The organism is Nocardiopsis protaetiae, assembly GCF_045446735.1.
GTDB classification, from domain to species: domain Bacteria; phylum Actinomycetota; class Actinomycetes; order Streptosporangiales; family Streptosporangiaceae; genus Nocardiopsis; species Nocardiopsis protaetiae.
In genome coordinates, this window is the sequence record NZ_JBJJBV010000032.1 from 13,684 (window position 1) to 37,998 (window position 24,315).

At 72.7% G+C, this 24,315-nt stretch carries 17 protein-coding genes; 9 read left to right on the plus strand and 8 right to left on the minus strand.

Features of this window, described 5'->3' with window-relative positions:
* Positions 1 to 258 precede the first annotated feature (258 nt).
* The 4 genes from ACJOT3_RS07920 to ACJOT3_RS07935 all read left to right on the plus strand — a co-directional run bounded on the left by ACJOT3_RS07920 (position 259) and on the right by ACJOT3_RS07935 (position 5,305).
* Complete coding sequence (locus tag ACJOT3_RS07920) at positions 259 to 1,545, plus strand: DUF2786 domain-containing protein (RefSeq protein ID WP_406970373.1); 1,287 nt, start codon at positions 259 to 261, stop codon at positions 1,543 to 1,545.
* Positions 1,546 to 1,656: 111 nt separating this feature from the next.
* On the plus strand, positions 1,657 to 2,442 hold the full coding sequence (locus ACJOT3_RS07925) for an RNA ligase family protein (protein ID WP_406970375.1): 786 nt from the start codon (positions 1,657 to 1,659) through the stop codon (positions 2,440 to 2,442).
* The gene (locus tag ACJOT3_RS07930) at positions 2,426 to 3,571 is read left to right on the plus strand and encodes an AAA family ATPase (RefSeq protein ID WP_406970377.1); all 1,146 of its coding nucleotides are present in this window, start codon (positions 2,426 to 2,428) and stop codon (positions 3,569 to 3,571) included. The genes ACJOT3_RS07925 and ACJOT3_RS07930 overlap by 17 nt, the downstream gene beginning before the upstream one ends.
* 237 nt (positions 3,572 to 3,808) lie before the next feature.
* The gene (locus tag ACJOT3_RS07935) at positions 3,809 to 5,305 is read left to right on the plus strand and encodes an MFS transporter (protein WP_406970379.1); all 1,497 of its coding nucleotides are present in this window, start codon (positions 3,809 to 3,811) and stop codon (positions 5,303 to 5,305) included.
* A 357-nt stretch (positions 5,306 to 5,662) separates the two neighbouring features.
* Here ACJOT3_RS07935 and ACJOT3_RS07940 read toward each other — a convergent pair whose 3' ends face one another.
* Positions 5,663 to 7,585 carry a tetratricopeptide repeat protein gene (locus ACJOT3_RS07940; RefSeq protein ID WP_406970381.1) on the minus strand — a complete coding sequence of 641 codons (1,923 nt, stop codon included), beginning with the start codon at positions 7,583 to 7,585 and terminating at the stop codon, positions 5,663 to 5,665.
* Between the two features lie 165 nt (positions 7,586 to 7,750).
* Positions 7,751 to 7,930 (minus strand): FxSxx-COOH-like cyclophane-containing RiPP peptide, encoded by a 180-nt coding sequence (locus ACJOT3_RS07945; RefSeq protein ID WP_406970383.1) that lies wholly within the window; start codon positions 7,928 to 7,930, stop codon positions 7,751 to 7,753.
* Positions 7,931 to 8,171: 241 nt separating this feature from the next.
* On the opposite strand from ACJOT3_RS07945, the gene fxsT reads away from it, so the two are divergent.
* Positions 8,172 to 10,712, plus strand: coding sequence for an FxSxx-COOH system tetratricopeptide repeat protein (fxsT, locus tag ACJOT3_RS07950; RefSeq protein ID WP_406970385.1), 2,541 nt, complete (start codon positions 8,172 to 8,174; stop codon positions 10,710 to 10,712).
* A gap of 29 nt (positions 10,713 to 10,741) precedes the next feature.
* Here the strand turns inward: fxsT and ACJOT3_RS07955 are convergent, their stop codons facing one another.
* Positions 10,742 to 10,921, minus strand: coding sequence for an FxSxx-COOH-like cyclophane-containing RiPP peptide (locus ACJOT3_RS07955; protein WP_406970387.1), 180 nt, complete (start codon positions 10,919 to 10,921; stop codon positions 10,742 to 10,744).
* 86 nt (positions 10,922 to 11,007) lie between these two features.
* On the opposite strand from ACJOT3_RS07955, the gene ACJOT3_RS07960 reads away from it, so the two are divergent.
* Positions 11,008 to 13,707, plus strand: coding sequence for a tetratricopeptide repeat protein (locus tag ACJOT3_RS07960; protein ID WP_406970389.1), 2,700 nt, complete (start codon positions 11,008 to 11,010; stop codon positions 13,705 to 13,707).
* Here ACJOT3_RS07960 and ACJOT3_RS07965 read toward each other — a convergent pair.
* Entirely contained in the window at positions 13,660 to 15,018 is a 1,359-nt protein-coding gene (locus tag ACJOT3_RS07965; protein ID WP_406970391.1) for an HEXXH motif domain-containing protein, read from the minus strand. The two genes, ACJOT3_RS07960 and ACJOT3_RS07965, sit on opposite strands and share 48 nt — an antisense overlap.
* Complete coding sequence (locus tag ACJOT3_RS07970; protein WP_406970393.1) at positions 15,019 to 16,239, minus strand: FxsB family cyclophane-forming radical SAM/SPASM peptide maturase; 1,221 nt, start codon at positions 16,237 to 16,239, stop codon at positions 15,019 to 15,021.
* 281 nt (positions 16,240 to 16,520) lie between these two features.
* Between ACJOT3_RS07970 and ACJOT3_RS07975 the strand changes: the two genes are divergently transcribed.
* Together ACJOT3_RS07975 and ACJOT3_RS07980 are read left to right on the plus strand one after the other, a co-directional pair.
* Entirely contained in the window at positions 16,521 to 17,684 is a 1,164-nt protein-coding gene (locus tag ACJOT3_RS07975; protein ID WP_406970395.1) for a CapA family protein, read from the plus strand.
* 98 nt (positions 17,685 to 17,782) lie between these two features.
* Entirely contained in the window at positions 17,783 to 19,390 is a 1,608-nt protein-coding gene (locus ACJOT3_RS07980) for a hypothetical protein (RefSeq protein ID WP_406970397.1), read from the plus strand.
* Positions 19,391 to 19,477: 87 nt separating this feature from the next.
* Here the strand turns inward: ACJOT3_RS07980 and ACJOT3_RS07985 are convergent, their stop codons facing one another.
* From ACJOT3_RS07985 to ACJOT3_RS07995, 3 genes are all read right to left on the minus strand, one after another.
* Positions 19,478 to 19,933 carry a GNAT family N-acetyltransferase gene (locus tag ACJOT3_RS07985; protein ID WP_406970409.1) on the minus strand — a complete coding sequence of 152 codons (456 nt, stop codon included), beginning with the start codon at positions 19,931 to 19,933 and terminating at the stop codon, positions 19,478 to 19,480.
* Between the two features lie 116 nt (positions 19,934 to 20,049).
* A complete protein-coding gene (locus tag ACJOT3_RS07990) occupies positions 20,050 to 20,763 on the minus strand; it encodes a hypothetical protein (protein ID WP_406970399.1) in 714 nt (237 codons plus the stop codon).
* Entirely contained in the window at positions 20,760 to 21,521 is a 762-nt protein-coding gene (locus ACJOT3_RS07995; protein WP_406970401.1) for a hypothetical protein, read from the minus strand. Before ACJOT3_RS07995 ends, ACJOT3_RS07990 begins: the two co-directional genes overlap by 4 nt.
* Positions 21,522 to 21,774: 253 nt before the next feature.
* Between ACJOT3_RS07995 and ACJOT3_RS08000 the strand changes: the two genes are divergently transcribed.
* Positions 21,775 to 23,994 carry a hypothetical protein gene (locus tag ACJOT3_RS08000; protein WP_406970403.1) on the plus strand — a complete coding sequence of 740 codons (2,220 nt, stop codon included), beginning with the start codon at positions 21,775 to 21,777 and terminating at the stop codon, positions 23,992 to 23,994.
* Positions 23,995 to 24,315: the final 321 nt, after the last annotated feature.

Genomic DNA, 24,315 nt, shown 5'->3' on the forward strand with positions numbered 1-24,315 from the left:
TTCAGAGGCGAAGGCGCCCGGAGCCGCCGCTGACCGGGCGGGTCGGGCCCCGGTGGCGGGGTCCGCGCGGCCGCCGGGGGCATTTCCGCGGGCGAATACGTGACACGGATCCCTTTCCCCGGCAAAGCAGCGGACACGCCGGAGCGGACGTTTTTCCCGGGTATTTCCGTTCCCTCACGTGCGGGGCGGACCTGCGCCGCTCGGTAGGATCGTCCACCGACCACGAACAACACGAACGACGGGACACGGGGGCCGGGAGTGGGGAGCAAGAAGCGGCGGCGCGCGCCGCGCGAGCGGGCCGTACCCGACTGGGACGGCCCCGCGCCCGCCTCCCCCGCGGCCGACATCGTCACCGAGGCCGTCGACGCCCTCGTCATGGGGCGCGGCGGCGGGGGCGTCGACCTGGCGGCGGCGCTGCTCGCCGACACCGAGGACCCGGCCCGGGCCCGCGCCGCCGAACAGGCCCTGACCGCCGCCCTGCGCGACGCGGCCGGATCGGTGTGGGCGCGCGGCTGGCAGCCCGCCGAGGCCGTGCGCCGCCTGGGCCGCCTGCTGGGCCCGGCCGCCGCCGCGGTGGGCGCCCACGCGGCCGCCGCCGACCTGGAACGGCACTCCCCCGCGACCGTCGACCCCGCCTGGGCCGCACAGGTGCGGGCCCTGGACACCGTCGCCGACCCGCTGGAGCACCTGGCCCGCGCCCACGGCCTGCTGCGCTTCGAAGCGGTCGACCAGGTGCTGCGGACCCTGGCCGCGCTGCGCGCACTGCCGCCGATGCAGCGCCTCATGGACGTGCCCGGCTCCCACCGGCCCGGCCGGGTCCGCCCCACCCGCGCGAACACCGAGGTCGACCGGGGCAAGCTCGCCCGTGTCCGCGCCCTGCTGGCCAAGGCCGAGTCCACCGAGTTCCCCGAGGAGGCCGAGGCGCTCAGCGCCCGCGCCCAGGAGCTCATGGCCCGGCACAGCATCGACCGGGCGCTGCTGGAGGCCGACGAGGCCGAGTCCTCCGAGGCCGGGTACGCCCGGCGGCTGCCCGTGGACGCCCCCTACGACGACGCCAAGGCGGTGCTGCTGCACGAGGTCGCCGAGGCCAACCACTGCCGGGCGGTGTGGCACCGCGAACTGGAGACGTGCACGGTCATGGGCTTCCCCGACGACGTGGACGCCGTGGACCTGCTGTTCACCTCCCTGCTGGTGCAGGCCGAGGCCGCGATGCGGGCGGGCAGCTCGGTGCGCGACCGGTCCGGGCGCCGGGCCGGCAAGGACTTCCGGTCCTCGTTCATGTCGGCGTTCGCGGTGCGTGTGGGCGAACGCCTCACCGAGGCGGCCCGCAGCGCCCGCGACGCCGCCCAGGCCGAGGTCGGACGCGACCTGGTGCCGCTGTTCGCCGCCCGCGAGCGCGAGGTGGAGAAGGCCGTGGAGCAGGCGTTCGGGGAACTCACCTACTCGCGGATGCGCGGCCCCTACAGCGAGGACGGCTGGAACGCGGGGCGGGCCGCCGCCGACGCCGCCTCGCTGGGTTCGCGCCGCCAGGTCGCCGACCGCTGAGGCCGGCCGGGGCGCCCGCCGGAGGCGGGGCCGGGGATCGGGGCCGAGGCCGGGGCCGGGGCCCGGAAAATCCCTGGCCGGTCGGGCGGGTGCCGCGCTAGAACGGTCCCCATGCACAAGTACCCGCGGACCCGGCACATCCACGGCTCGCGCCTGCAACCGGGCGACCGGGACCTGTCCGCCGTCCCCTTCTCCGCCATCGCCGGACGGCACCTGGTCGTGGAGGAGAAGCTCGACGGCGCCAACGCCGGTATCGGGTTCGGCCCCGACGGCGAACTGCTCCTGCAGAGCCGCGGGCACTACCTGACCGGCGGCCCGCGCGAGCGGCAGTTCGCGCCGTTCAAGGCCTGGGCCGCCACCCTGGCCCCGCGCCTGCACGAACGGCTCGGCGACCGGTACGTGCTGTACGGCGAGTGGATGTACGCCAAGCACACCGTGTACTACGACGCCCTGCCCCACCTGTTCTGCGAGTTCGACATCCTCGACACCCGCGACGGCGCCTTCCTGGACACCCCCGCGCGGCGGGAGATGCTGGCCGGGCTGCCCGTCGCGTCGGTGCCCGTCCTGCACACCGGCCCCCTGGACCGGCTGGCCGACCTCACCGCCCTGGTCGGCCCCTCCACCTGCCGCACCCCGCGCTGGCGCCAGGCCCTGGCCGAGGCCGCCCGCACCAGCGGCGTCGACCCCGACCGCGCCCTGGCCGAGAGCGACCGCTCCGACCTCATGGAGGGCCTCTACATCAAGGTCGAGGAGGGCGGGCGCACCGTCGACCGCTACAAGTGGGTGCGCGCCGACTTCACCACCGCCGTCCTGGACTCGGGCACGCACTGGATGGACCGCCCCGTCATCGCCAACGGCCTGACCGACCCGGAGGTGCTCTATGCGGACGTCCACTGAGTTCGCCGACCTGGCCGAACTGTGCCCCGCCCCGCCCTCCTGGGACCTGGACTGGGACCGGGTGCGCGACGCCCTGCCCGAGATCCGCGCCCTCGAAGGCGTCGAACAGGACCCGGTCCACCACGCCGAAGGAGACGTGGCCGTGCACACCCGCATGGCCTGCGAGGCGCTGGCCGACCTGCCCGAATGGCGGGCCCGGCCCGCCGACGAGCGCGTCCGGCTGTTCACCGCCGTGCTGCTGCACGACATCGCCAAACCCCTGTGCACCCGCCGCGAGGACGACGGCCGCGTCACCGCCCACGGGCACTCCCGGCGCGGCGACCTCATGGTGCGCGCCCTGCTGTGGCGGCTGGGCGCGCCCGTCGCCCAGCGCGAACACGTGGCGGCGCTGGTGCGCCACCACCAGGTCCCGTTCTGGGCGCTGGAACGCCCCGACCTGCGCCGCATCGCGTTCCGGGTGAGCCTGACCGCCCGCAACGACGACCTGGCGCTGCTCGCCACCGCCGACATCCTGGGCCGACACTGCGGGGACACCGCCGAGGTGCTGGAGAACATCGACCTGTACCGCGAGTACTGCGCCGAACAGGCCTGCCTGGACCGCCCGCGCGCCTTCCCCTCCGACCACGCCCGGTTCTGGTTCTTCCGCCGCCCCGACCGCGACCCCGACCACGCCGCCTACGACGACACCCGGATGACCGTCACCGTCATGTCCGGCCTGCCCGGCGCGGGCAAGGACACCTGGATCGCCCGCGAACACCCCGACCTGCCGGTGGTGAGCCTGGACGCGATCCGCGCCGAACTGGGCGTCAAGCCCACCGACGACCAGCGGCCCGTGGCGGCCGCCGCCCACGAACGCGCCCGCGAGCACCTGCGGGCGCACCGGTCGTTCGTGTGGAACGCCACCAACATCTCCCGCTCACTGCGCGACCGCTGCACCGACCTGGCCGCCGCCTACGGCGCCCGCGTGGAGATCACCGCCGTGGAGGCCCCGCCCCGGGTGCTGCGCACCCGCCTGGACCGGCGCCCGGCCCCGGTGCCGGCGGCGGTCATCGACCGGTTGGTGGGGCGCTGGGAACACCCGGACCGGACGGAGGCGCACCGTGTCGTCCTCGTCGGTACCGATCCTTGATGATCTTCATCGGGAGTTGACGTGTTCTGCCCACGGCGGGCACATCGCCATTGCTAGGCTTTCGCGCGTCCCACTGCGGCACCGCGCGAACAACACCGTCGCGATGCCGCCTGGCGGCCCATCCGGCCACCGGGTCAGGTAGGAACAAGGGCGGTGCCCCGGGAGGTGCGATCGGATCCCCGAGCGCCGTCGACAATGACGTCGACTTCCTTCCGAGGCCATGCGCAAGACTTCCGCATGGACGGGGTGACCGCCCGGACCCGCACCGCGGCGCAGCCATCCGTCCCCGAGAACGCCGGCGCCGCACCCCCGTGGCGGCGCCATTTCGCCCTGCTGTGGAGCGGTGGGGCGCTCAACGGCCTGGGCACCATGACCTTCACCCTGGCCGTGCCCCTGTTGGCGCTGGCACAGACGGGGTCCGCCGTGGCGACCGCGTGGATCGCCGTCGCCGGCATGCTCCCCCGCATCCTCCTGCACGCTCCCGCGGGCGTCCTGGTGGACCGGGTGGAACCGCGACGGCTCATGGTCCTCGCCCAGGCCGGACGCCTGGCGGTGACACTGCTGATCCTGCCGCCGATCCTGCTCGGCGAGGCGCCGGTGCTGCTGCTCGCCGCGGCCATGGCCGTGCACGGTGCCTGCTCCACGCTGTTCGCCTCCGCGTCCTCCACGGCCGTGCCCTATCTGGTGCCTCGGGAACATCTTGCCGATGCCGTGGGCAAGAACGAGGCGCGCTCCCACGGCACCCAGCTGACCGGCAGACCGCTGGGCGGGTTCCTGTTCGGCCTGGCCATGTGGGCTCCCGCCGCGTTCAACCTCGTGATGTCCGCGAGCGCGCTGCTGACCGCGCTGCTGCTGCCGCGGCGGGTCCGCGCCGGGGCCGCGGAACGCAAGCCGCCGCAGGAGTCGTTCGCCGAGGAGTTCCGGGCGGGGTTCCGGTGGCTGTACAGCGACCGCCTGCTCCGGTCGACCCTGGTCGTGTGCACCGTCACCAACGCCATGTTCCAGACGGTGTGGCTCATCATCATGTCCAGCGTCACCGACCACGGGTTCCACCCGATGCTCGTCGGCACGATCCTGGCCGCCACCGGGGTGGGCGGCCTGCTCGGGTCCCTGATCGCACCACACCTGGTGAAGCGCGTGCGTCCGGCGTCCATGGTGGCCCTGTGCCTGTGGGCCTGGCTGTTCCCCCTGGGGACCCTGGCCGCGGCGCACCACCTGGACCCCCGCTGGCTGATGGCGGCACTCCCCTTCACCTGGGGCGGCATCGGTTTCATCGGCGCGCACATGAACGTGACCACGGGGACCTACCGGGCGACCCACGTCCCGCGGCACCTGCTGGGCCGGGTCCTGGGGGTGGACGGCCTCTTCGCCCAGGGGGCGCTGCCCCTGGGGCTGATCTGCGGCGGCTATCTTCTGGAAGCCCTGGGGGCGAGATTCACCAGCACCCTGCTGGCGACGGCGAACCTGGGTATCGCGGTGGTGTTCACGGTTCTGCTGACGGCGCTGAGATACCTTCCCGTGCTGGCGGCGCTGAGAAATCTTCTCGCGCGGACAGGGCGTCGAGCAGTCGCCGCAGTCCTCGGTCGAGTTCGGACTTGGCCGTCTCGGCGCTCCCGGCCGTGGCTCTTCCAGAAGTCACCCGCACGAGAACACGGTCCACCGCCGCCAGGAGCTCCTCGGCCGGAGCCCGCTCCTGCACCGGCAGAGTCCCGCGCACCCGCTCCAGCGCGGTGAGGGCCGCCAGAGCGTCATCGGGGAAACGGTCCATGAGATCGGCCAGGCTCTCCCGGCCCGGGCCGCTGGGCCCCATGAGCTGAACGTGCAGGATCCACCGGGCGGTCATGCCGAACCTGAGCACGCTCTGCGCGGTCTCGCCGACCAGTGCGCGCCAGGCCTCCTCGGAGCGGAGCGCGCGCTCACGCTCGAACCGGTCCCGTTCGACCTCCAGGTCGTGGCGGGCACGTTCCGTCTCGGCTCTGACCGCACGGTTCCCGGCAATGGTCGAGGCGGCGATCGTGGCGATCGCCGTGATCGGCACGGTGATGAGTGCGACCAGGACCGTGGAGTCCAGCAGGTCCACCAGAGCCGACGTCACCCCTCCGCCGACAATCGGGCAGCGGTGGACACCTGGTGGGGCGGCAACGGCGGATGGTGAGCGCTCACAGCACGGGCCGCCAGCCGGGCGGCGAGGTCGCGGTCGCCGCCCAGGCGGCGTACCCGGGCCGCACGCAGCAGCACCGGGCCGCTGTCGGCGGCTTCGGTCAGGGCCTCGTCCAGGTCCTCCGACCAGGTGCCGACCCCGCTCAGGGTGGCCTGGGCCAGGGCCCGGGCGGTCCGGGTGGACGGGGTCTCCGGATCCCCCACGCGATCCAGGTCGCGCAGGGCGGAGACGGCCTCGCCGCGGTCCGCGAGGATCTCGCCCCGGGTGCGCCGGGCCTCGCTGTTGGCACCGTCCCGGGCCAGCACCCGGTTGAGGACGTCCAGCGCCGAATCGGCCTGGCCCGCGTGCCACAGGGCCTGCCCCAGACCGGTCTGCGTCCCCGGATCGGTGGAGGCCCGGGCGGCGGCGGCCTCCAGGGTGTTCAGGGCGGCGCGCCGGTCGCGGGCGAGCAGCAGGCAGCGGGCCTGTGCCACCAGGGCCTGCCCGACGGCGCCCCCCTCCCCCAAGGATGCGCGCAGGCCCGCGGCGTCCTGGTACAGGCGTGCCGCCGATGGGAAGTCCCCCTCCAGAAACGCCAGGTCGGCGAGGAGGGAGATGATCCGGGAGCGCTCGCGGGACCGGGGCGGCGGCTGGGCCGACAGGGCCCGCCGGGCATGCTCCCGGGATACCGGAAGGGCGTCCCGGGTACGGGAGCGGCAGGCGAGGACGAGGTGCGTCGCAGCGTCGCGGGAAACCTCAGGAAGGCGGTCCGGCGCGGTCAGGGGGCCGATCAGGCGCGGGTGGCGGACGACGTAGGTGCCGTTGGCGGGGTGCCGGGTGATGAGGTGGCGGTCCTGGAGCACGCGCGCGGCGTCCTCGCCGTCGCGGAAGGCGCCGACGCCCCGTTCCCCCGCGGCCAGGACCCGGTCGAGCCAGCCGCGCAGCGTGTGCGGGGAGACCAGGCACTCGACGGCGGTCTCGGCCAGGACACGGGCCGTGCGGGCACGCAGGGCCCGGTCGGTGTCGGCTGCGGGCTTCTCGGTGAGGGTTCGGGCCTCCGCGGGCCGGGACTCCCACAGCGACCGTCCGACGATCTGGAGCAGGCCCGGGTCGACGGTCGCGTCGCGACCGTCCTTTCCGGGGGCCACGGTGGACAGCTCCCCGGTGAGCAGCTGCCCCTGCCCCGGCCCCAACCGGTGTCCCACCTTCTCCAGCGCGCGGTCCACCGCCTCGGCCGACGCGCGCGCCGCCAGTGGTCCCACCCGCACCTCGGCGAAGCGCACGGTGTGCTTGTCGAGGAGACGGCGCAGTTCGTCCCAGTGGTCGTCGCGCACGACGAGCAGCAGGTGCAGCCCCTGGTGCCGGTCCAGGCAGGAGAGCAGTTCCTCCACCAGGTCGCGCCGGTGCTGCTCGCCCCGCCCCCCGGAGCACAGCAGGAACTCGACCTGGTCCACGGCCGCGTACAGGGGTAGGGGCAGGCCGTAGCGATCGGTGCGGATACGGGAGCTCAACAGGTCGGAGAGGGAGCGGCCGGGAGGGCCGGCGGGGTCCCAGGAGGAGACCAGCGCGCGTGTGTGGGGGTTCTGGTCGGGCAGGACCGCGGCGGGGAAGTCGCCGTCCATGTGGAGGACGCCGTTGGGGAGCACGTCGCCGCCGCGTTCGGCGAGCACAGGGGCGGCTCCCGCCTGCACGAGGGAGGTCTTGCCGACGCCGGTGTCGCCGTGGAGCACGGTGAGCCGGTGGCCGCGCCAGGCGTCCATCAGTGTCGCGGTCTCCTGATCACGGGCCAGGAGGAACGGCCGCTCGCGGGCATGGAAAGGTCGCGGACCGACGAACGGTCCGGGTCGGTCCTGCCGCCCGGCGGTTCGTTTCATGGAAAACAGCTCCCGACCAGCGAGAACAGGGAATTCACAGAAGACGTGAAAAAAACTGGTAGCGATACCCGACAAACGGCACACCACCCCACCATGGGGTTCTCACATGGAATGGCGTCCGTCCACACCCGCAGACGGGTTTTCAGCGAGATCTCTTCAGAACAGTCAACCGTTGTCGTCTTCGCTGGAGAAGGCGGCGATGGCCTCTTGTTCGGCCGCCCCCGCGTCCAGGATCGATTCGAGCACGGCGGCGATCGCGGATTCACCGAAGCGATCGAGATCCCGCAGTGTCAGGCCTTCCAACGACACCAGCCCGACGCCCTCATCATGCCACAGAGCTTCCACCTGCCACTCCGTTTCCACTCACCGACGAAGGATGCGGTGATCCCTCCAGACGGTTTCTCCGGTCTTCTTCCTCGCAGATCTTTCTACCACGCGACTGTCGTCCCCTAACATGATGCCCTACCCTGAAACACACTCAATCCCGGAAAACTGGAAAACTCAACCACAGGGCGCACTGGGCACCCGGTCCGGAAACGGTGAAGGTTTTTCTGGTGTGGCGGATGTGAAAGCGGAGGAAATCCAAGTGTCCGACGTGCAGGAGTCCGTGGACGGTCGAGTGCCGAGGCGTTCCCCCGAAGTATGGGGAGGGGTGCCCGGGCGCAGCAAGAACTTCACGGGGCGCGCCCAACAGCTCAACGCGCTCAGGTCCGGTCTGATGAACCAGATCACCGCCGTGCTCCCGCACACGCTTCACGGTTACGGTGGTGTCGGCAAGACCCTGATGGCCGTGGAATACGCCCATCGCTACCGCCACGAGTACGACCTGGTGTGGTGGATCAACGCCGACCAGCCCGGCCTGGTGCGCTCATCTCTCGCGAGCCTGGCCCCGCAGATGGGCCTCCCGGGGGTGAACTCCAGCGGTATCGAGGAGGCGGCCGAGAGCGTCCTGAACGCGCTCCGCAGAGGTGATCCGTACCATCGTTGGCTGCTCGTCTACGACAACGCCGATGAGCCCGAGGATCTTCGCGATGTCATTCCGGAGGGCCACGAGACCGGCCATGTGCTGATCACCTCCCGCAACCACCGCTGGCAGGCGATCGCCGAAACCGTCTCCGTGGACGTCTTCCCCGGCACCGAGAGCGTCGAGTTCCTCAAGAAGCGGATCCCGCGCGGTATCACCCGTGCCGAGGCGGAGGAACTGGCCGAGGCGCTGGGCCACCTCCCGCTGGCGCTGGAGCAGGCGGGGGCGCTACGCGCCGAGACCGGCATGTCCAACCACGAATACCTGCGGCTTCTGTCGGAGCAGCCCGCCTCCCTGCTGCGCGAGGGCAAGCCGAGCGAGTATCCGGCACCGATGACGGCCGCCTGGCAGCTGTCGGTGGCCAAGCTCCGGGAGAACCTGCCCGAAGCCATGGGGCTGTTGCAGTGCAGCGCCTTCTTCGGCCCCGAACCGATCCCCAGAGACGTCTTCTTTCCGGTGGAGGGCGGCCGGGTGCGCCCGGAGTTGCTCGATCTGCTGGCCAACCCCATCCGGCTGAGCCGGGCGATCGGACAGCTGGGCCGATACGCTCTCATCCGGCTGGACAACTCCAGCCGTACCGTCCAGGTGCACCGATTGATCCAGACCTTGGTCAGGGCCGAGCTGTCCGCCGAAGAACAGGATCTCGTGCGCGAGGAGGTCTGGGCCCTGCTGTCCGGTGCCGCACCGCATTCGATGAACACACCCGGTGCACGGTCCCGCTATCTCGAGTTGCTGCCCCACCTGCGGCCTTCGGGTATCGCGGAGAGCACCCTCCCGGAAGCCCGGGAGTTCTCCTTGAAGGTGCTGACCTTCCTGTACGCCTCGGGGAACTACGCGATGGCCGAGCGCTACGCACAGCAGTTCGTCGATCAGTGGACCGCCACGTCCGGCCCGGACGACCCCTACGTTCTGGAAGCCCAGAGCAAATACGTCAACCGACTGCGTGAACGAGGCCGCTACCAGGAAGCCTACGACCTGGACCGAACACTCTTCGATCAGGTCCAACGCGTGCTCGGTGCCGAGCACCCCCTGGCGCTGACCGTGCGCTCGAACCTCGGTGCCGACCTGCGGGCCCGGGGCGAATTCCACGAGGCGCGCGCCCAGGACGAGGAGACCTTGCGGCTGCATGAGGAAGTGCTGGGCCCCACCGACCCGGCGACCCTTCGCGCCATGTACAACCTGGGCATCGACCTCACGCTGACCAGCGATTTCTCAGGTGCACGTGACCTGCACGAACGCGTCTACATGTTGCACAAGCGCCATGGGACGACCCAGTCCTCCCCGGCCCTGCTCACCTATCTGCACGGCCTGGCACTGGCGGTTCGACTGACCGGGAACTACACCGAGGCCTGTGACCTGGGCGAGGACGCCCTGGCCTACGGCCGTGAACAGTTGGGCGCCGACCACCCCAGAACCCTGCGCACCCAGGTCGACCTCGCCACCTCCCTGCGCATGAACGGCGACCTGGAACAGGCCTTGGACCTGGCCAAGGACGCCCACTCTCGGCACCTGCGCCAGTACGGCATGGACCACCCCGAGACGCTCGCCGCCGCCATGTGCCTGGCCAACACCTGGCGTATGAACGGAGAACTCGCCGAGGCCCTGCAGCTGGCGGAGGACACCGACCTGCGCTACGACCAGATCTATGGCACGGACCACCCCTACAACCACGGATGCACGAGCAATGTGGCCCTGTTGTACCGGATTCTGGGCGACCCGTCCCGAGCAAGGCAGCTCAACGAGACGTCGCTGGCCGGCATCGAGGAGAAGTTGGGCCGCGACCACTACTACGCGCTGGGCATCACCATCAACCTGGCCAGCGATCTGGCAAAGCTCAACGACACCAAGAACGCGGTCCGCTTGGGCCGGGGCAGTCTGCGCCGTATCAGGAGTCTGCTCGGGGACGAACACCCGATGACGCTGTCCTGTTCGGCCAACCTCATCCTGGACCTGCGGGCCGAGGACGAGGCAGAGGAGGCCGACCGGCTGTCCGAGCAGGTCGAGCCCTTGTACGCCCGCGTCCACGGCCGTGAGCACCAGTTCACCCAGGCCTTCCTGGCCGGTCAGCGGATGAACTTCGACTTCGACCCCCGCCAGCTCTGATCTCTTCCCGGGGCCCTGCCCCGCCCCGGTCAACGAGTGCCGGCGCCCTGTTGGGGAACGTCTCCATCGTCGCCCTCGCTCGCGAAGGTCGCGCAGAGCTGAGACTCATCAGTGCTCTGCTCTTCCAGAACTCGATAAAGAGCTCTGCCGATCGCGGTCTCACCCAGCTCCTGCACATCCGACAGGGCCAGACCGGCCAGGTCCACCACGGGCACAGGGTCCTCCGACATGAGCGCCTCCCGAAGAGTCCACCATCTCCCCAACCAGAATCCTCTCTCAGGAGGAGCACGGCCAGATGCCCACCGACAATTTCTCCCAGGGCGACGGGAATACCGTGATCCAGGCCCGGAACATCCACGGAGACGTGGTCCTCACCGGTGGCAGGGATGAATCAGTTCCCGGCGGCCTTCCGAGCAGCACTGCGGTGTTCACCGGACGGGTGCGAGAGATCGATGCCCTTTCGGCCGCTGTCACCGCCTCTGAGGCTTCCGAGACCACGACCATCCACACCATCGATGGAATGGCCGGCGTGGGAAAGACGGCGTTCGTGCTGCGGGCCTCCCGGCTTCTCAGGGAACGGTTTCCCGACGGCCTGTTCTTCGTGCACCTCTACGGGCACTCCCCCGGACGGCGCCCGTTGGAACCGGGCGAAGCCCTGCTCTCCCTACTGGTGGGATCGGGGGTCGCTCCGAAGAACATCCCTGAGGACACGGAAGCCCGCTCCAGCCTCTGGAGACGCCGCACCGAGAACAAAAAGACGATCGTGATATTGGACGATGCTTCGGGCAGTGCCCAAGTCCGTCCTCTCCTACCCGGCGAAGGCGGCTCCCTCGTCCTCGTGACCAGCCGCACTCGGATGAGCGGCCTATCGGGGGCCGATCCCCTCACGCTCTCACCGCTGCCCACCGAAGAGGCGGTGCGTCTCTTCACCGGTCTGTCCCGGAGATCGAAACCGGACGAAACCGACGACGTACGTGAACTCGTCTCCCTGTGCGGTCATCTCCCGTTGGCGGTCGGCATCATGGCGGGGCGGCTGGCTCATCGCCCGGTCTGGCGAGTGCGTGACCTGGTGGACGACCTGTCCTCGGCCAAGGACCTGGTCCGAGCGATCAGAACGGAGGATGTTTCTGTGACAGCCGCCCTGGACCTGTCCTTTGACGTCCTCTCCGAGGACGCCAAAGGCTTCCTGCTCTTGTTGTCCCTTCACCCGTGTGCCGAATTCGATGTGCGCTCGGCGGCGGCCGCCGCCGGAGTCGACGCCGACACAGCGCGTGACCGTCTCAGCGATCTCTATGACCGCCATCTGATTCTGGAGACATCTCGGGAACGTTACCGTTTCCACGATCTGGTGGCCGAGCATCTGAGAGCGAAAACGCTCTCCGCCCTACCGCCGGAAAGCGGACAGCAGACGGCCACAAGGGTGCTGGATCACCTGCTGACCACAGCACACGCGGCGGACGCGATCCTTCACGGAGCCCGTGCCGTCCCGCCACCTAGCGGTGTCGTTCCTCCTGCCGCTTCCTCCGCATTCGACTCCTCCACTCGGGCGCGCTCCTGGTTGCGAGCGGAACTGACCAATCTCCGTACGGCGACCCGGTACGCGGCTGAGAACGACCTGATCGATCACGCCCTGGGACTGCCCCGGGTCCTCTCCTTTTTCCTCTGGCAGGAGGATCTTCTGGCGATCGACAGGGAACTTCATGAGATCGCCGTAGAAGCAGCCGAGCGCGCAGAGGACGAACTCGCTACAGGACGTGCGCTCATCGCACTCGGTCGGGTGCGGACCTCCCTCGGTCGGTTGGAGGAGGGGGACTCGGATCAGCGGCGTGCCCTGGACATCTTCGAAAAGCTGGGAGAACCCAGGGGAGCCACCGCAGCGCTCATGCAGAGAGGGCTGAACGAACGGCTGAGAGGCAGGCTCTCCCGAGCATTGGACGATCTCACCCGCGCACGGGAGGGCTACGAACGGCTCGGTGACCTCCGCAAGGCGGCCAAGGCGATCAACCACATCGGTGTCGTGCACACTCGCAGCGGCCTCTTCTCCGAAGCCGTGGAAATCCACGAAAAGGCGTTGTCCATATTCCGAAATTTGGATGACCGGCTTGGCATCGGCATCACCCTCAACTACCTGGGAATCGCCCGGCTGTACGTTTTAGAATACCGGCAAGCGATCAGGGAATTCGAGGAGGCTCGAGATATATATTCCGAGTTGGGAAATCATCGGGAGTTCGTCAAATCCGTCCGGAACACCGGGGCGGCCAAGTTGATGATCGATCAGTACCCGGAGGCCATCACCGAGCTGACCTGGGCGCTACAGGAGTACCGAAAATTCGGAAACCGTTATGGTGAGGCCAATGCCCTGCACTACCTGGGTTCGGCCAGAGGGGCGTCTGGGGACTTCGCCGGGGGAGCCGAAGATCTCTCCGAGTCCGCGAGTATATTCGAAGAGCTGAAATCCCTCTCAGGGCAGGCGTCCGCACTGTCCAAACTCGGAATTCTGCGGGAGGCTGCCGGGGACCACAGCGAAGCCGCCCTGATCCTGGCTCGAACACTCGAACTTTTCAGCGAGAGGGTCAGCCCTCAGCGGGAAATGGACACCCGAGCCGCTCTGGGATCGGCGCGGGCCGCGCTCGGTGACCGCACCGGCGCCTTCGCCGATCTCGAACGCGCTTTGGACCTCGCCCGAAGGGTCGGTTCCCGACGTGAGGAGTCCCGGATCCTGCACCGCCTCGGCCATGTTCACCTGGGCATCGATGACGTGCCCTCCGCCCGACGGGCGTTCGACGATGCCCTGGCCATCGCCCGCGAACTCTCCCTTCCCCTGGAGGAGTCGCTGGCGGTGGAAGGACTCGGGCAGTGCCTACGCGACCAGGGCCGCACCGCCGAGGCACGCGAACACCTCGAACGCGCCCTGACCTACCTCTCCTCCATCGGTTCGGTGCACGCCTCACGGGTGGAGACCGCGCTGGCCGGACTCGATGGCTCCGGCGGCTGAGGGGTCGCCGTTGCGCTCCACCCAGCGCGCCAGGTGCTCCCGGGCCGACCGGTCGGCGGCCTCCGCCGCCGCCGCAGGTACCGGCTCGTCCTGCCACGCCTCCAGGGTGCGTGTGGTGGCGGCCAGGAACCGCTCGCCCTCCGGGGTGAGGCGGCCCGAACCCGCCAGCACCCGGGCGGCGTCCAGGGTGGAGCGCCGCCAGTGCGCGAACTCGGCGTGGGCGCGCTCCTGCTCCGCCCCGGTCACGGTGTCCCGGTGGCGGCGCCAGAACCCGGCCACGCCCAGGTGTGCGTACACCCCCTGGAACAGCCCCACCGCGGGCCGGGGGTCCGGACGCCAGGGCGCGTAGTAGCGGCTGCCGTCGTCGGGCAGGGTGAGCGGGATCAGGTCCAGCAGTGCCGTCAGCTTGGCGTGCTGGACCTCATGGGCGAAGGTGAGCGCCAGCGCCACGGGGTTCGGCGGGGTGGACAGCCCCAGGTTGCCGTAGGCGTGTCGGGCGGTCGCGCTGGTGTGGGCCCCGTCCCGGGCCCGGGTGGGGGTGAGGGTGAAGACGGTGTCTACCGTTTCCCGAGCGATCGTCCAGTGGTCCGCCACCAGGATCTTCCAGGCCTCCCGCAGAGCGGCACGCCAGTACTCCACCTCCCGCGCGCTCAAACGCCCGGGCACGATGTCGGCTCCGGGCATGCGGTCGGGTTCCTGGTCGTCCAGGAGCAGGGCCAGGCGGTGCCCCGCGTGTTCGGTCTCCATGCGGCGCAGGGCCTGCCATCCGGGCCCGTCCTCGTGCGGGTCGTCGGGCACCGTCACCTCGCCGTCCCGGGTGCCCAGGACCGCCCGGCCCGCGGCCACCTCGGCTACCGCCCCGCCCTTGCCGCCGACCACGGCCCGCCCCAGGGAGACCAGCGGGGCGGTGGGCCCGTCCATGGGGACCTCGATCCGCAGCGACGTTCCGGCGCGCAGTGCGGCGGCCGCGGCCAGGGAGGCCAGCACCGCGACCCGGGGGTCCTCCCGCCGGTGCCCGCCCAGGGCCAGGACGGTGCGCCGGGCCCACACCCCGACCGTGGGATGGCGCAGGGTCGCGGCGACCGCCCCGGGGTCCGCCTCCTGCGCGGCGATCAGGGCCCACCACGCCTCCTCGGCGCGGACCGCGTCCGGGTGGCCCGCCTCCCGGGCCGCGTCCAGGACCCGGCGCACCAGCAGCAGGTGCTTGCCGTACTGGGCGGCGCGCAGGTGGGCGGTGGCCCGCCGCCCGCCCCCGCCGGCGGCCAGGGAGTCGAAGACCTCGTCGGGAACGGCTGCGGGGGTGTCGGGCATTCAGTTTTCTTCCCTGATGCGGGCCACGTCGGCGGCCACGGCACGGTGGATGTGGGTGATCAGGCGCGCCAGGTCCGCGCAGTACACCGACGGGTTGCGGAATCCGCTGCCGCTCCGGTGGCGGTGCGGGTACAGGCCGCCGCCGCACACCCGGACCAGGGGGCAGGCCGTGCAGGTGTCGCTCAGCGCGCGCAGGCCGATCTGCCGGGCGACGATGCCCGGCGAGTACAGGGCCTCGGTGAAGGCGTGCGTGAGGGTGTGGAAGGGGGTGGCGGCGGCCCCCTCGGCCACGGCCTTGAGGGTGTCGACCTGCTCGACCGAACCGTCGGTCTCGATCACCACCATGGCGGCCGGGGACAGGCCGACGGTCTCCGTGCGCGAGTGGGAGCCCAGCACCAGGCGGATGATCTCGGTGAACATGCGGATGTTGGTCTCCCGGACGGGAGCCCCGTACCAGCGGTCGAACACGGCGACCAGCCAGTCGCCGTAGGGGGTGCCCTCCCCGGTCAGTCCCGGGGGCGGTGCGTCCCAGGTGCCGTGGGGCAGCAGGAAGTCGACACCGGGCGGGTCGAACTCCAGCAGCGCCTCGTAGGTGGTGACGGGGTCGGACTCCAGGTCGATGGTGGCGAGCAGTCCGGAGAGGAGGCGGCGGCCGTTGAGGCGTTCCAGCCCGGCCCTGACCTCGGCGTGGGTGCCGCGCCCGTTGGCGCGGCGGCGGTGGCGGTCGTGGTCCTCCTCGGCGCCGTCGACGCTGACGCCGACCCGGATCCCGCGTTCCTCGAACAGGTCGAGGAAGGCGTCGTCGATGAGGACGCCGTTGGTCTGCAGGCGCAGGGAGACGTGCACGTCGGGGTCGCAGGTCTTGTGCAGGGCGTCGGCGACGTAGCGGAGGTGGTCCACCCCGGCCAGCAGGGGTTCGCCGCCGTGGAGGATGACATCCACCCGGGAGCGGCCGTGGGCGCGGGCGTGCTCGGCGATGCGTTCGGCGACCTTGTCGACGATCGGCCGGGCCATCCGCCGCGGCTGCCGGCGCCATCCCTGGTCGGCCATCTCGTACATGTAGCAGTAGTCGCAGGCGAGGTTGCAGCGGCTGTGGACCTTGAGGATGAACTGGAGGAAGGGTGTGGGGCGCCACCCCTGGGCGAGCAGGTCCTGCACGTCCAGCCCGGTGGGCCATTCCTCCTGGTGGGGACGGGCTGTCGTGACGGGGTCGTCGGCCACGAGGTGTCCTCCTGGGGCGAAAGCACACGAAAAGGGGTGACGAGACCGATTCCCTTCCCTATGTGCTCAAATGCGAGCGGGGTCAAACCTTGCTCTCGGACGGAGCCGTCGGATGATCCGCCCCGGCGAACACAGCCCGCCCCGGGGGAGCATGAAAAGACAACGCTCCCCTTTCTGTTTTTACGGGAACGGTTTTGTCACGTTAAAAAACGTTCCACACCTTTACTACCTACGACACCGCTGACCACCCCCATCACCCCCTTCGTTCCTACCGTGGGACGATGACATGGACCGGCCTGCGCATCACGTCCCTGCTGACCGCGGCGTCCCTGGCCCTGGCCGCCTGCTCCGCCCCCGAGGCGGAGCACACCGTCGGCGCGTCCCCGCCGAGCCCCGCCGCGCACGTCCCCCGCACGCTGAGCGTGATCGGCGGCGGCGACGTGCTGGTGCACTCCACGGTCTGGGAGCAGGCCCGGCAGGACGGGGGCGGCGAGTTCGACTTCGCACCCCTGTTCTCCGGCATCTCCCCCGCCCTGGAGGGCGCCGACCTGGCCCTGTGCCACCTGGAGGTGCCCCTGGCGCCGCCCGAGGGGCCCTTCGCCGGCTACCCCGTGTTCAGCGCTCCCCCGCAGGTCGCGCAGGGGCTCGCCGACTCCGGCTACGACGGCTGCTCGACCGCCTCCAACCACACCCTGGACAACGGCGAGGCCGGGGTCGTCCGCACCCTGGACGCCCTGGAGGCGGCCGGGCTGGGCGCGGCGGGCAGCGCACGCACCGAGGAGGAGTCCCGGGAACCGAGGATCTACGGGGTGGAACCCGCCGACGGGGGCGACCCGGTGCCGGTCGCGCACCTGTCCTACACCTACGGCTTCAACGGGTTCCTGCCCCCGGAGGGCAAGGAGTGGATGGCCGACCTCATCGACGAGGAGGCGATCCTCGCCGAGGCCGCGCTGGCGCGGGAGCGGGGCGCGCAGATCGTGGTGCTGTCGATGCACTGGGGCACCGAGTACATGCACCAGGCCGACGAGACCCAGCTGGAGCTGTCCGACCTGGTCACCTCTCCCGACATCGACCTGATCCTGGGCCACCACGCGCACGTGGTGCAGTCGGCGCAGCGGATCGACGGCGAGTGGGTGGTGTACGGGCTGGGCAACCAGGTGGCCGGGCAGTCGTCGCCGCCCATCGACTCGCGCCGCGAAGGCGTCCTGGCCCGGGTGGAGTTCACCGAGGTGGAGCCCGGGGTGTGGGAGTCGTCCGCGCTGGAGATGCGGCCGACCTGGGTCGCCCTGGGGCCGCTGCGCGTGGTGGACCTGATCGACGAGCTGGCCTCGCCCGACCTGCCCGAGCACGACCGGGAGGTGTACCGGGCGGCGGTGGAGCGGATCACCGGGTACGTGGACGACCTGGGGGTGAGTGCCGACCCGGGGTTCTCCCTCGCCGGGTGAGCGGGAGCGGGCCCCGATCCGCGCGCCCTGTACACGGGGACCGGTGCGTTTTCGGAGTTCCCGTCCCGGAGGGGGCCCTGCGCGGCTAGCCTGAAGCCGTGAGTACCACCACTTTCGGTGAGGGGGCGATGACCCAGGGCGTCGCCGCCGCGGTGCGGGCCTGCCTCGAATGGGCGGGGGACGCCGACACCGGACCCGCCCCGGACACCGGCGCCCTGGTCCTGCTGCTCACCGCCCACCAGGACCTCGGGGCGCCCGACCCCGGGGACTGGTGCGTCGACGACGTGCGGGAGGTGGCGCGCGCCGTGCGCGCCGGGGCCTACCCCCTGGACGGGCTGCGCGGCGCGGACGGGGCCGGCGGGTCCGGCGGTGCGGATGAGGGCGCCGACATCCTGCGTTCGACCTGGCTGACCTGGTGCGACCACCTGGTCGACCAGGGCGGCCTGCTCTCCGACGAGAGCCCGCGGCGGCTGCGCGCCGCCGTCGAGGAGGTCGACCTGTCCCCGTGGTGCGACACCGGACCCGCCGCCGTCCCGGGGGCCGCGCCGGTGCTGGCGGACCGGTTCGAGGAGGCGCCGCCGCGCCCGGTCACCCCCGCCGAACCCGGGGACCTGGACGACGCCGCGCGCCGCTGCCGCACCCTGGCCGACGCCGCCCGCCTGACCGTGTGGATCGACCGGGGCCGGGTGCTGCGCCCCGACCCCGAGGGCCGCGACGCGCTGTGCGCCGAGGACGTGCTGGCGGCCGCCGCGCACCTGGAGACGTCCCCGGCCGACATCGACCACCTGTTCTCCGTGGCCCGTGCCGCCCGCCTGCTGCGCACCACCTACACCCGTGTCCTCACCGGGCGCGCCGCCTACGCCTGGTCGTCGGGGGTGCCCGGGGCGGTCGCCGACGCCTGGGCCGACGCGCTGCCCGCGATGGCCGCCGAGCACGGCACCGCCGCGCTGCTGGTGCTCACCGACCTGTTCCTGTCGGGCCGGGAGCGCACCGCCGCGCAGGTGGCCGCCGCCTACCGCGACCGGGGCGGGACCGGCCCGGAGCAGGTGGGGGCCGCCCTGGAACTGCTGGCCGACCTCGACGCGGTGCACCGCGTCGGCGAACGGTTCCGCATCGCACGGCTGGGCGACCACTTCATGGTGCGCCAGCTGCAGCGTGCGGGCGCCGCGGTGCGGGTGACCCGCGCCATCGCCGACATGGACGCCCGCGAGGTGCTGGCCCTGCTGGAGGAGGGCCGCCCGGTGGACACCGACGGCCTGCTGGGCCGGTGGGCCCGGGGCCGCGACATCGACACCGTCGCCGCGGAACTGCTCCAGTCCTGCGCCGAACCCCGGGCCTGGCACCGGCGCAGGCGGGTCTTCGGGCTGCTGGCCGAGCGGGGCGCGGACCCGGAGGCCGCCCTGCGCGCCCACGTGCACCACCCGGTGCTCGGCGGGTGGGTGCGGCGGCTGCGGCCGGGGACCCCCGAACCGCCGACCTCGCCGGTCACCGCGTGGGCGCTGCTGGACGACTACGCCGTGCTCGCGGAGGCGGGGCTGCCCCTGCCTGCCGCGGACCGGGAGCGGCTGGCCCCGCACGCCTCGCGTTTCGTCCGTGCGGTGCGCTCGTCCGGCCACCCGGCCGCCGACGGCGTCCTGGACCGTCTGGCCGACGGGGAACTGGGGCTGGACCTGGCCCGGGCCGCCCGCCGGACGCGCACCGACTGACCGCCCGTGCCCATGCCTGTGTCCGGGGCCGGAGGCCTCGGAGGGGCGGCCGGGGGCCGGGGCCGGAGCGTTCCGGCCCGGGCCCGGTCAGTCCTTGAGCACCAGCTCGTAGGTCTCCAGCGTGACCTCGGGCAGCGGCGACCAGTCGCGTTCGGGCACCCGGACGAACCCGCGGGCCCGGTAGACGTACTGGGCCGAGAGCATCTGCGGCTGGGTGGACAGCAGCAGCCGGGAGACGCCCTCCTCGCGGGCCCGCTCCACCAGCGCGTTGACCAGGGCCCGGCCCACACCCCGGCCCCGGGCCTGGGGCGCCACCGCGAACGCGCGCACCTCCGCCTCGTCCGCGCCCCGGGCGACCTCGCTGTGCGGCGACCAGGGCTCGAACATGATCGTCCCCAACAGGCGACCGCCGTCCTCGGCGACCAGGACCTCGCCCTCGCCGTCGGCACCCAGCAGCCGCAGCGTCTCGACGTAGGCCGGGTTGACATCCAACAGTCCGTCGGCCGTATAGGCGATCACCCGCAGCTCGCTGACGGCGCTCATCTCATCGGGAAGTACTCGACGCACGATCATGGTCGTCATTCAACATGATCGGAGGGGGAGGCGTGTGGGTCCGCCGCGCCTCCCAAGACGCCGAAAACGTCACCGTGAGTGACTTTTTACGTGGGTTCATCCCCTGCTCGGATCGCCCGTGTCGCCTTTTCGGGCGGGGGATCCCCGTCAGTGGCGGGGTTGCGGCCGTCACAGAACGCGTTCGCGGGCGCGCCGCGCAGGAACGCCTGGGCGGCCGCCCAGGGCTCTGTCCCCGCACCGGCCGGCCGGTGCCCGCCGGGATCCCCCGCCCACACCGGGCACGGCGGGAGCGGGTCCGCGCGCTCCCAGAACGCCGACGCCGAGTCCGGCGGCGGCGCCACGCGCACCGCCAGCGCGCCGCGGGACAGCCGCCGCAGCAGCTCCCACCGTTCCAGACCGCACCAGGCCAGCAGCAGGTAGGGGTCGGTGTCGAAGGCCCGGGCCATCGCCGCCACCACCTCCAGCCCGTGCGCGCACTCCCGTGCCGGGCACGAACAGGACAGGTCGATCCCGGCCGGGTCGGCGGGGAAGAGCTCGACCCGGCCGAACGCCTCGGCCAGGGCGGCGGGCGCCCGGCCCAGCAGCACCTCCTCGCGCAGGCCGGGATCGGCGGCCACCGCGGCGAGGACCCGCTCGCGCACGCGGCCGGGCAGCACGGCGCGGCGCACCGTCACCCAGTGGTGGCGGCGGCCGCGGCTCACCCGGGCCGCCGCCAGTCCGGGCCGCACGTCCAGCCAGCCGACGGCGGCGCACTCCACCGGGCCCCACGACGCCACCGTCCGCGCGCACCCCCAGGTCATCGCCGGCCGCCCGGTTCCACCAGGGCGTTTCTGCGCAGGGCGCGCACCGGGCGGACCACGCACCGCTCCCCGGCCGCGGCGCGGTGCGCGCGCACGAACCACTCCCGGGTGGGGGCCGCGGCGGCCGGCAGGTCGGCGCCGCCGTCGGGAAAGCGGTCCGCCAGCCGTTCGCGCACCGCAGCGTCGGTGAGCGAGCACAGGCACTCCAGCAGGTCGGCGACGACCGCGGCGCCGGACCGGGAGGGGTCGGGGTCGGGGCGGCGGTGAGCGCGCAGCGGGGGCGGCGCCGCGGCCGCCGCGTTCCTCAGCCAGGCCAGACCGGCGGGGGCCAGGACGGGGCGCCAGCGGACGCCGATCCTGTCCCCGTGGTGGACGGCGGGGACGACGCACCCGGCCCGGGCGTGGTCGTGCGCGGCCCGGGCGAACGCCGCCAGGTGGCGCAGGCCCGCGCCGGCCGTGGAACCGGCGGGGCCGGACAGCAGGCGCAGGGCCGCCGCGGGGCCCAGCTCGCGCACCGGCACCGACCACGGGTGCGGGGCGGGGTCGCCGCCCGGGAGGTCGGGCAGGTGCAGTACCGCGACACGGGGTTCGTCCGAACCCAGCCCGCCCGCGCACGGCCCCAGGTCCTCCGGGGGCAGGGCGCGGGGGTGGAGCGGCACACGGCGGTGGTGGGCGGCGGCGGACGGGGTGGTGTCCAGCGCCCATATGTAGAGCCGGTCGTTGAACCAGAAACCCTCGACGATGTGCTGTTGGCGCATGCGCTCCAGTGTGGGCAGGCGCCGCGGGCCGCGGGGGGATTTCTGGCAAGAGGGGCACCCGCACGCCCCTCTCCGAGAACATCGGCGCAGGTGGCGGCATATCCGCGAATACCCGAACCGGAAGGGGATTTCCGATCCGGGCCGTCCCGAGATTCGCCCGCGAACGCGACCGAAAAGGTTATCCACAGCCCTCCGGCACGATCCGGCCGGCCGTGCCACCATTTTCAAAAAGCCCCTCCGGAAGGTGCCGCACATGACCACCGACACCGGTCACCCTCCCGTCGTCCGCCTCCTCAGCGACACCGCCGTCCTCCCCCGCGGCGGCTGCCCGGCGCACCGCCGGGTGCGGGCGGACCTCTCCCTGGGACCCGCCCGCCACCGGCCCCGGGAGGTGCCCGCCGCCGTCCTGAACGCCGTCCTGGACCTGGTCGAGCACCGGGGCTGGCCGCTGGAGAAGGCCTGCGCGCACCCGCCCCCGCCGGGGCGGCCGCCGGTCACCGTCCTGGGCGAGCGGGTGCCGCCGGTGCACGAGGGGGTGCGCCGCTGGGTGCGCCACGCCGCCCGCACCCACCTGGCGGCGACCGCGCGGCTCACGCCCGTCCCCGACTTCCGGGTCCGCCAGTACATGCCCGAACGCGGATCCGGGCACCGCCGCCCCTACGAGGTGCGCGCCACGGGCCGCTGCTACACCCACGGCACGAGCCGCGAGCTGTGGGTCCCGGTGCCGGGCCGGGTGCGCTGGGCTCCCCCCGACGCGAATGTCGCGGTCGCCGCGTACGTGCTGGCCACGGGGGCGCCGGTCGACCGGGAGGCCTACGCCGCGGCCCCGGGGCGCTACCACGGCGGCGCCCCGTACCCGATGCGCCGCCGCGACGGCCCGCCCGAGCGGTTGCGGGTGGTCCACGTGTCGTGCCTGGACGGCGCCACGGAGGTCCGGTTCGCCGGCACCGCGGACGACGCCGAGCGGCTGTTCGCGGAGCGCGGCCGCGAGGGGCTGCGCACCGCCCTGGTCGGCGGCGCCCGCGCCCCGGGCGCGGACTGCCTGGACTGCGGTATCCGCAGCGGCTGCGGCCGCCTGTCCCGCACCCCGGGCCTGCTGGGCCTGCCCCCGTCCCCGGAACGCCGCTCCTGGTCGCCGTCCACCGCCCGCGAACACGCCCTCTGCCCGGCCCGCGCCCACTTCCACACCCTCGGCCTGCCCCCGTCCCCCACGTCCCCGCAGGTGCCCGCCGCCCCACGCACACCGCACCACCCCGCCACGCCCACGCCAGCGCCCGGTGCCGCCCCCGCACCGCCGCGGAGCTCCGCCGAACGCACATGCGCCTCCAAGGCCGCACCCACCGCCGAAGCCTCCGACCCATCCACAGCGGCCGCGGCATCGCGGAGGATCGGACAAACCACCGAGCGCACACGAGCGGCAGGAACCGCCCCTGTCGGCCACCCCGGCCCGTCCACAGCGGCGAGGACGGCCGAGGAAGCCGCCGGGCACACGCGTGCGTCCGGGACCGCGTCCGGCGTCGGCGCCCTCGCGCCGCCCGCGGCGGTCCCGGCCGCGGAGGTGCCCGGACATCCGGCGGGGGCCGCGTCGGCCACCGGGGCACCCGTGTCGGCGGGGACGGCCGTGTCGGCGACCGGGGACACGCGGTCGGCGGAGGCCGCATCCGGCACCCGGGCGCCCAGGACGGCCGCACCGCCGATGTCCGGCGGCGGGGCGCCGGTCTGTGGGTGCGGGGGACCTTCCAAAGACGGGGCGGGGTCCTGCGCGTGCGCGGGACCCCGGGCCGAGCGGGCGGTGGTGTCGTTGCCGGTGGGGGACGGGGTGGTGGCGGGGGCGGTGCGGGCCTGGTTGGAGCGGGCGCACGAGCGGCTGCCGCGGCGGGCCTGCGAGCCCGCCGACCTGCCGGTGGACCCCGCGCGGTGGTCGTGCGCCGGGCGGCGGCTGTCCGGCGAGCGGGCCCTGCGGGCCACGGCCATGCTCGCCGCCCACATCCCCGTGTGCCCGCTGCGTGACCTGCCCGCGGGCGACCACGTGCGCTCCGGGGCCACCCTGACCGCCGACGACACCGACGCCGACGTGCTGGTGGTGTACCGCACCGACGTCCTGCACCACCGGCGCGGCTCCTGGGTCCACCGCAGTGTGCTCATCGCGGAGGACGGGCCGCCCCCGAAGGCCGGCCCCGCCCTCTTCGCGGCGGAGCCGCGCGCCGCCCTGGGCGTGCTGTTCTTCGCCGCCGGGGTGATCACCGCCGGCCCCGAACCGGCGGTGGAGGTGGAGGTCCTGACCCCCGACGGCGCCCGCGTCGACGTCATCGACCCCGCCTCGCCACCGGTCCTGGCGGCCGCCGAGCACACCGTCCGCATCCTGGCCGCCCCCTGGCACCGGGACCGGGCGCACGCCCCCGCGCCCGGACCGGCCTGCCGGACCTGCCCCTACCGGGGGTGGTGCCCGCAGGGGGAGGGCGCGCACCCGTGACCCGGCCCCGCACCACCGGCGCGACCGGTGTCCTATACCGGATGTCCCGGCCCCGCGGGGCGGTTATTCGGAATACGGGTGACCCCCGGGATTCCTGTCGACAACGGCCCCCCGGGCCGCGAATACCGCTAGTCTCCTTGCCATGACGCAGCACAACGAGGCCGCGGGGACAGCCCCCGCCGGCCAGGTCCAACAACCACGGTTCCACAGGCCCAATCCGGACCTGGCCGCGGCGATGGAATGCGTCCGCTGCCACGAGGACGGTGTGGTCAACCCGCCGGGGTGGCCGCCCAAGCCGCCCAAGCGCCGGGAGGGGCCGCC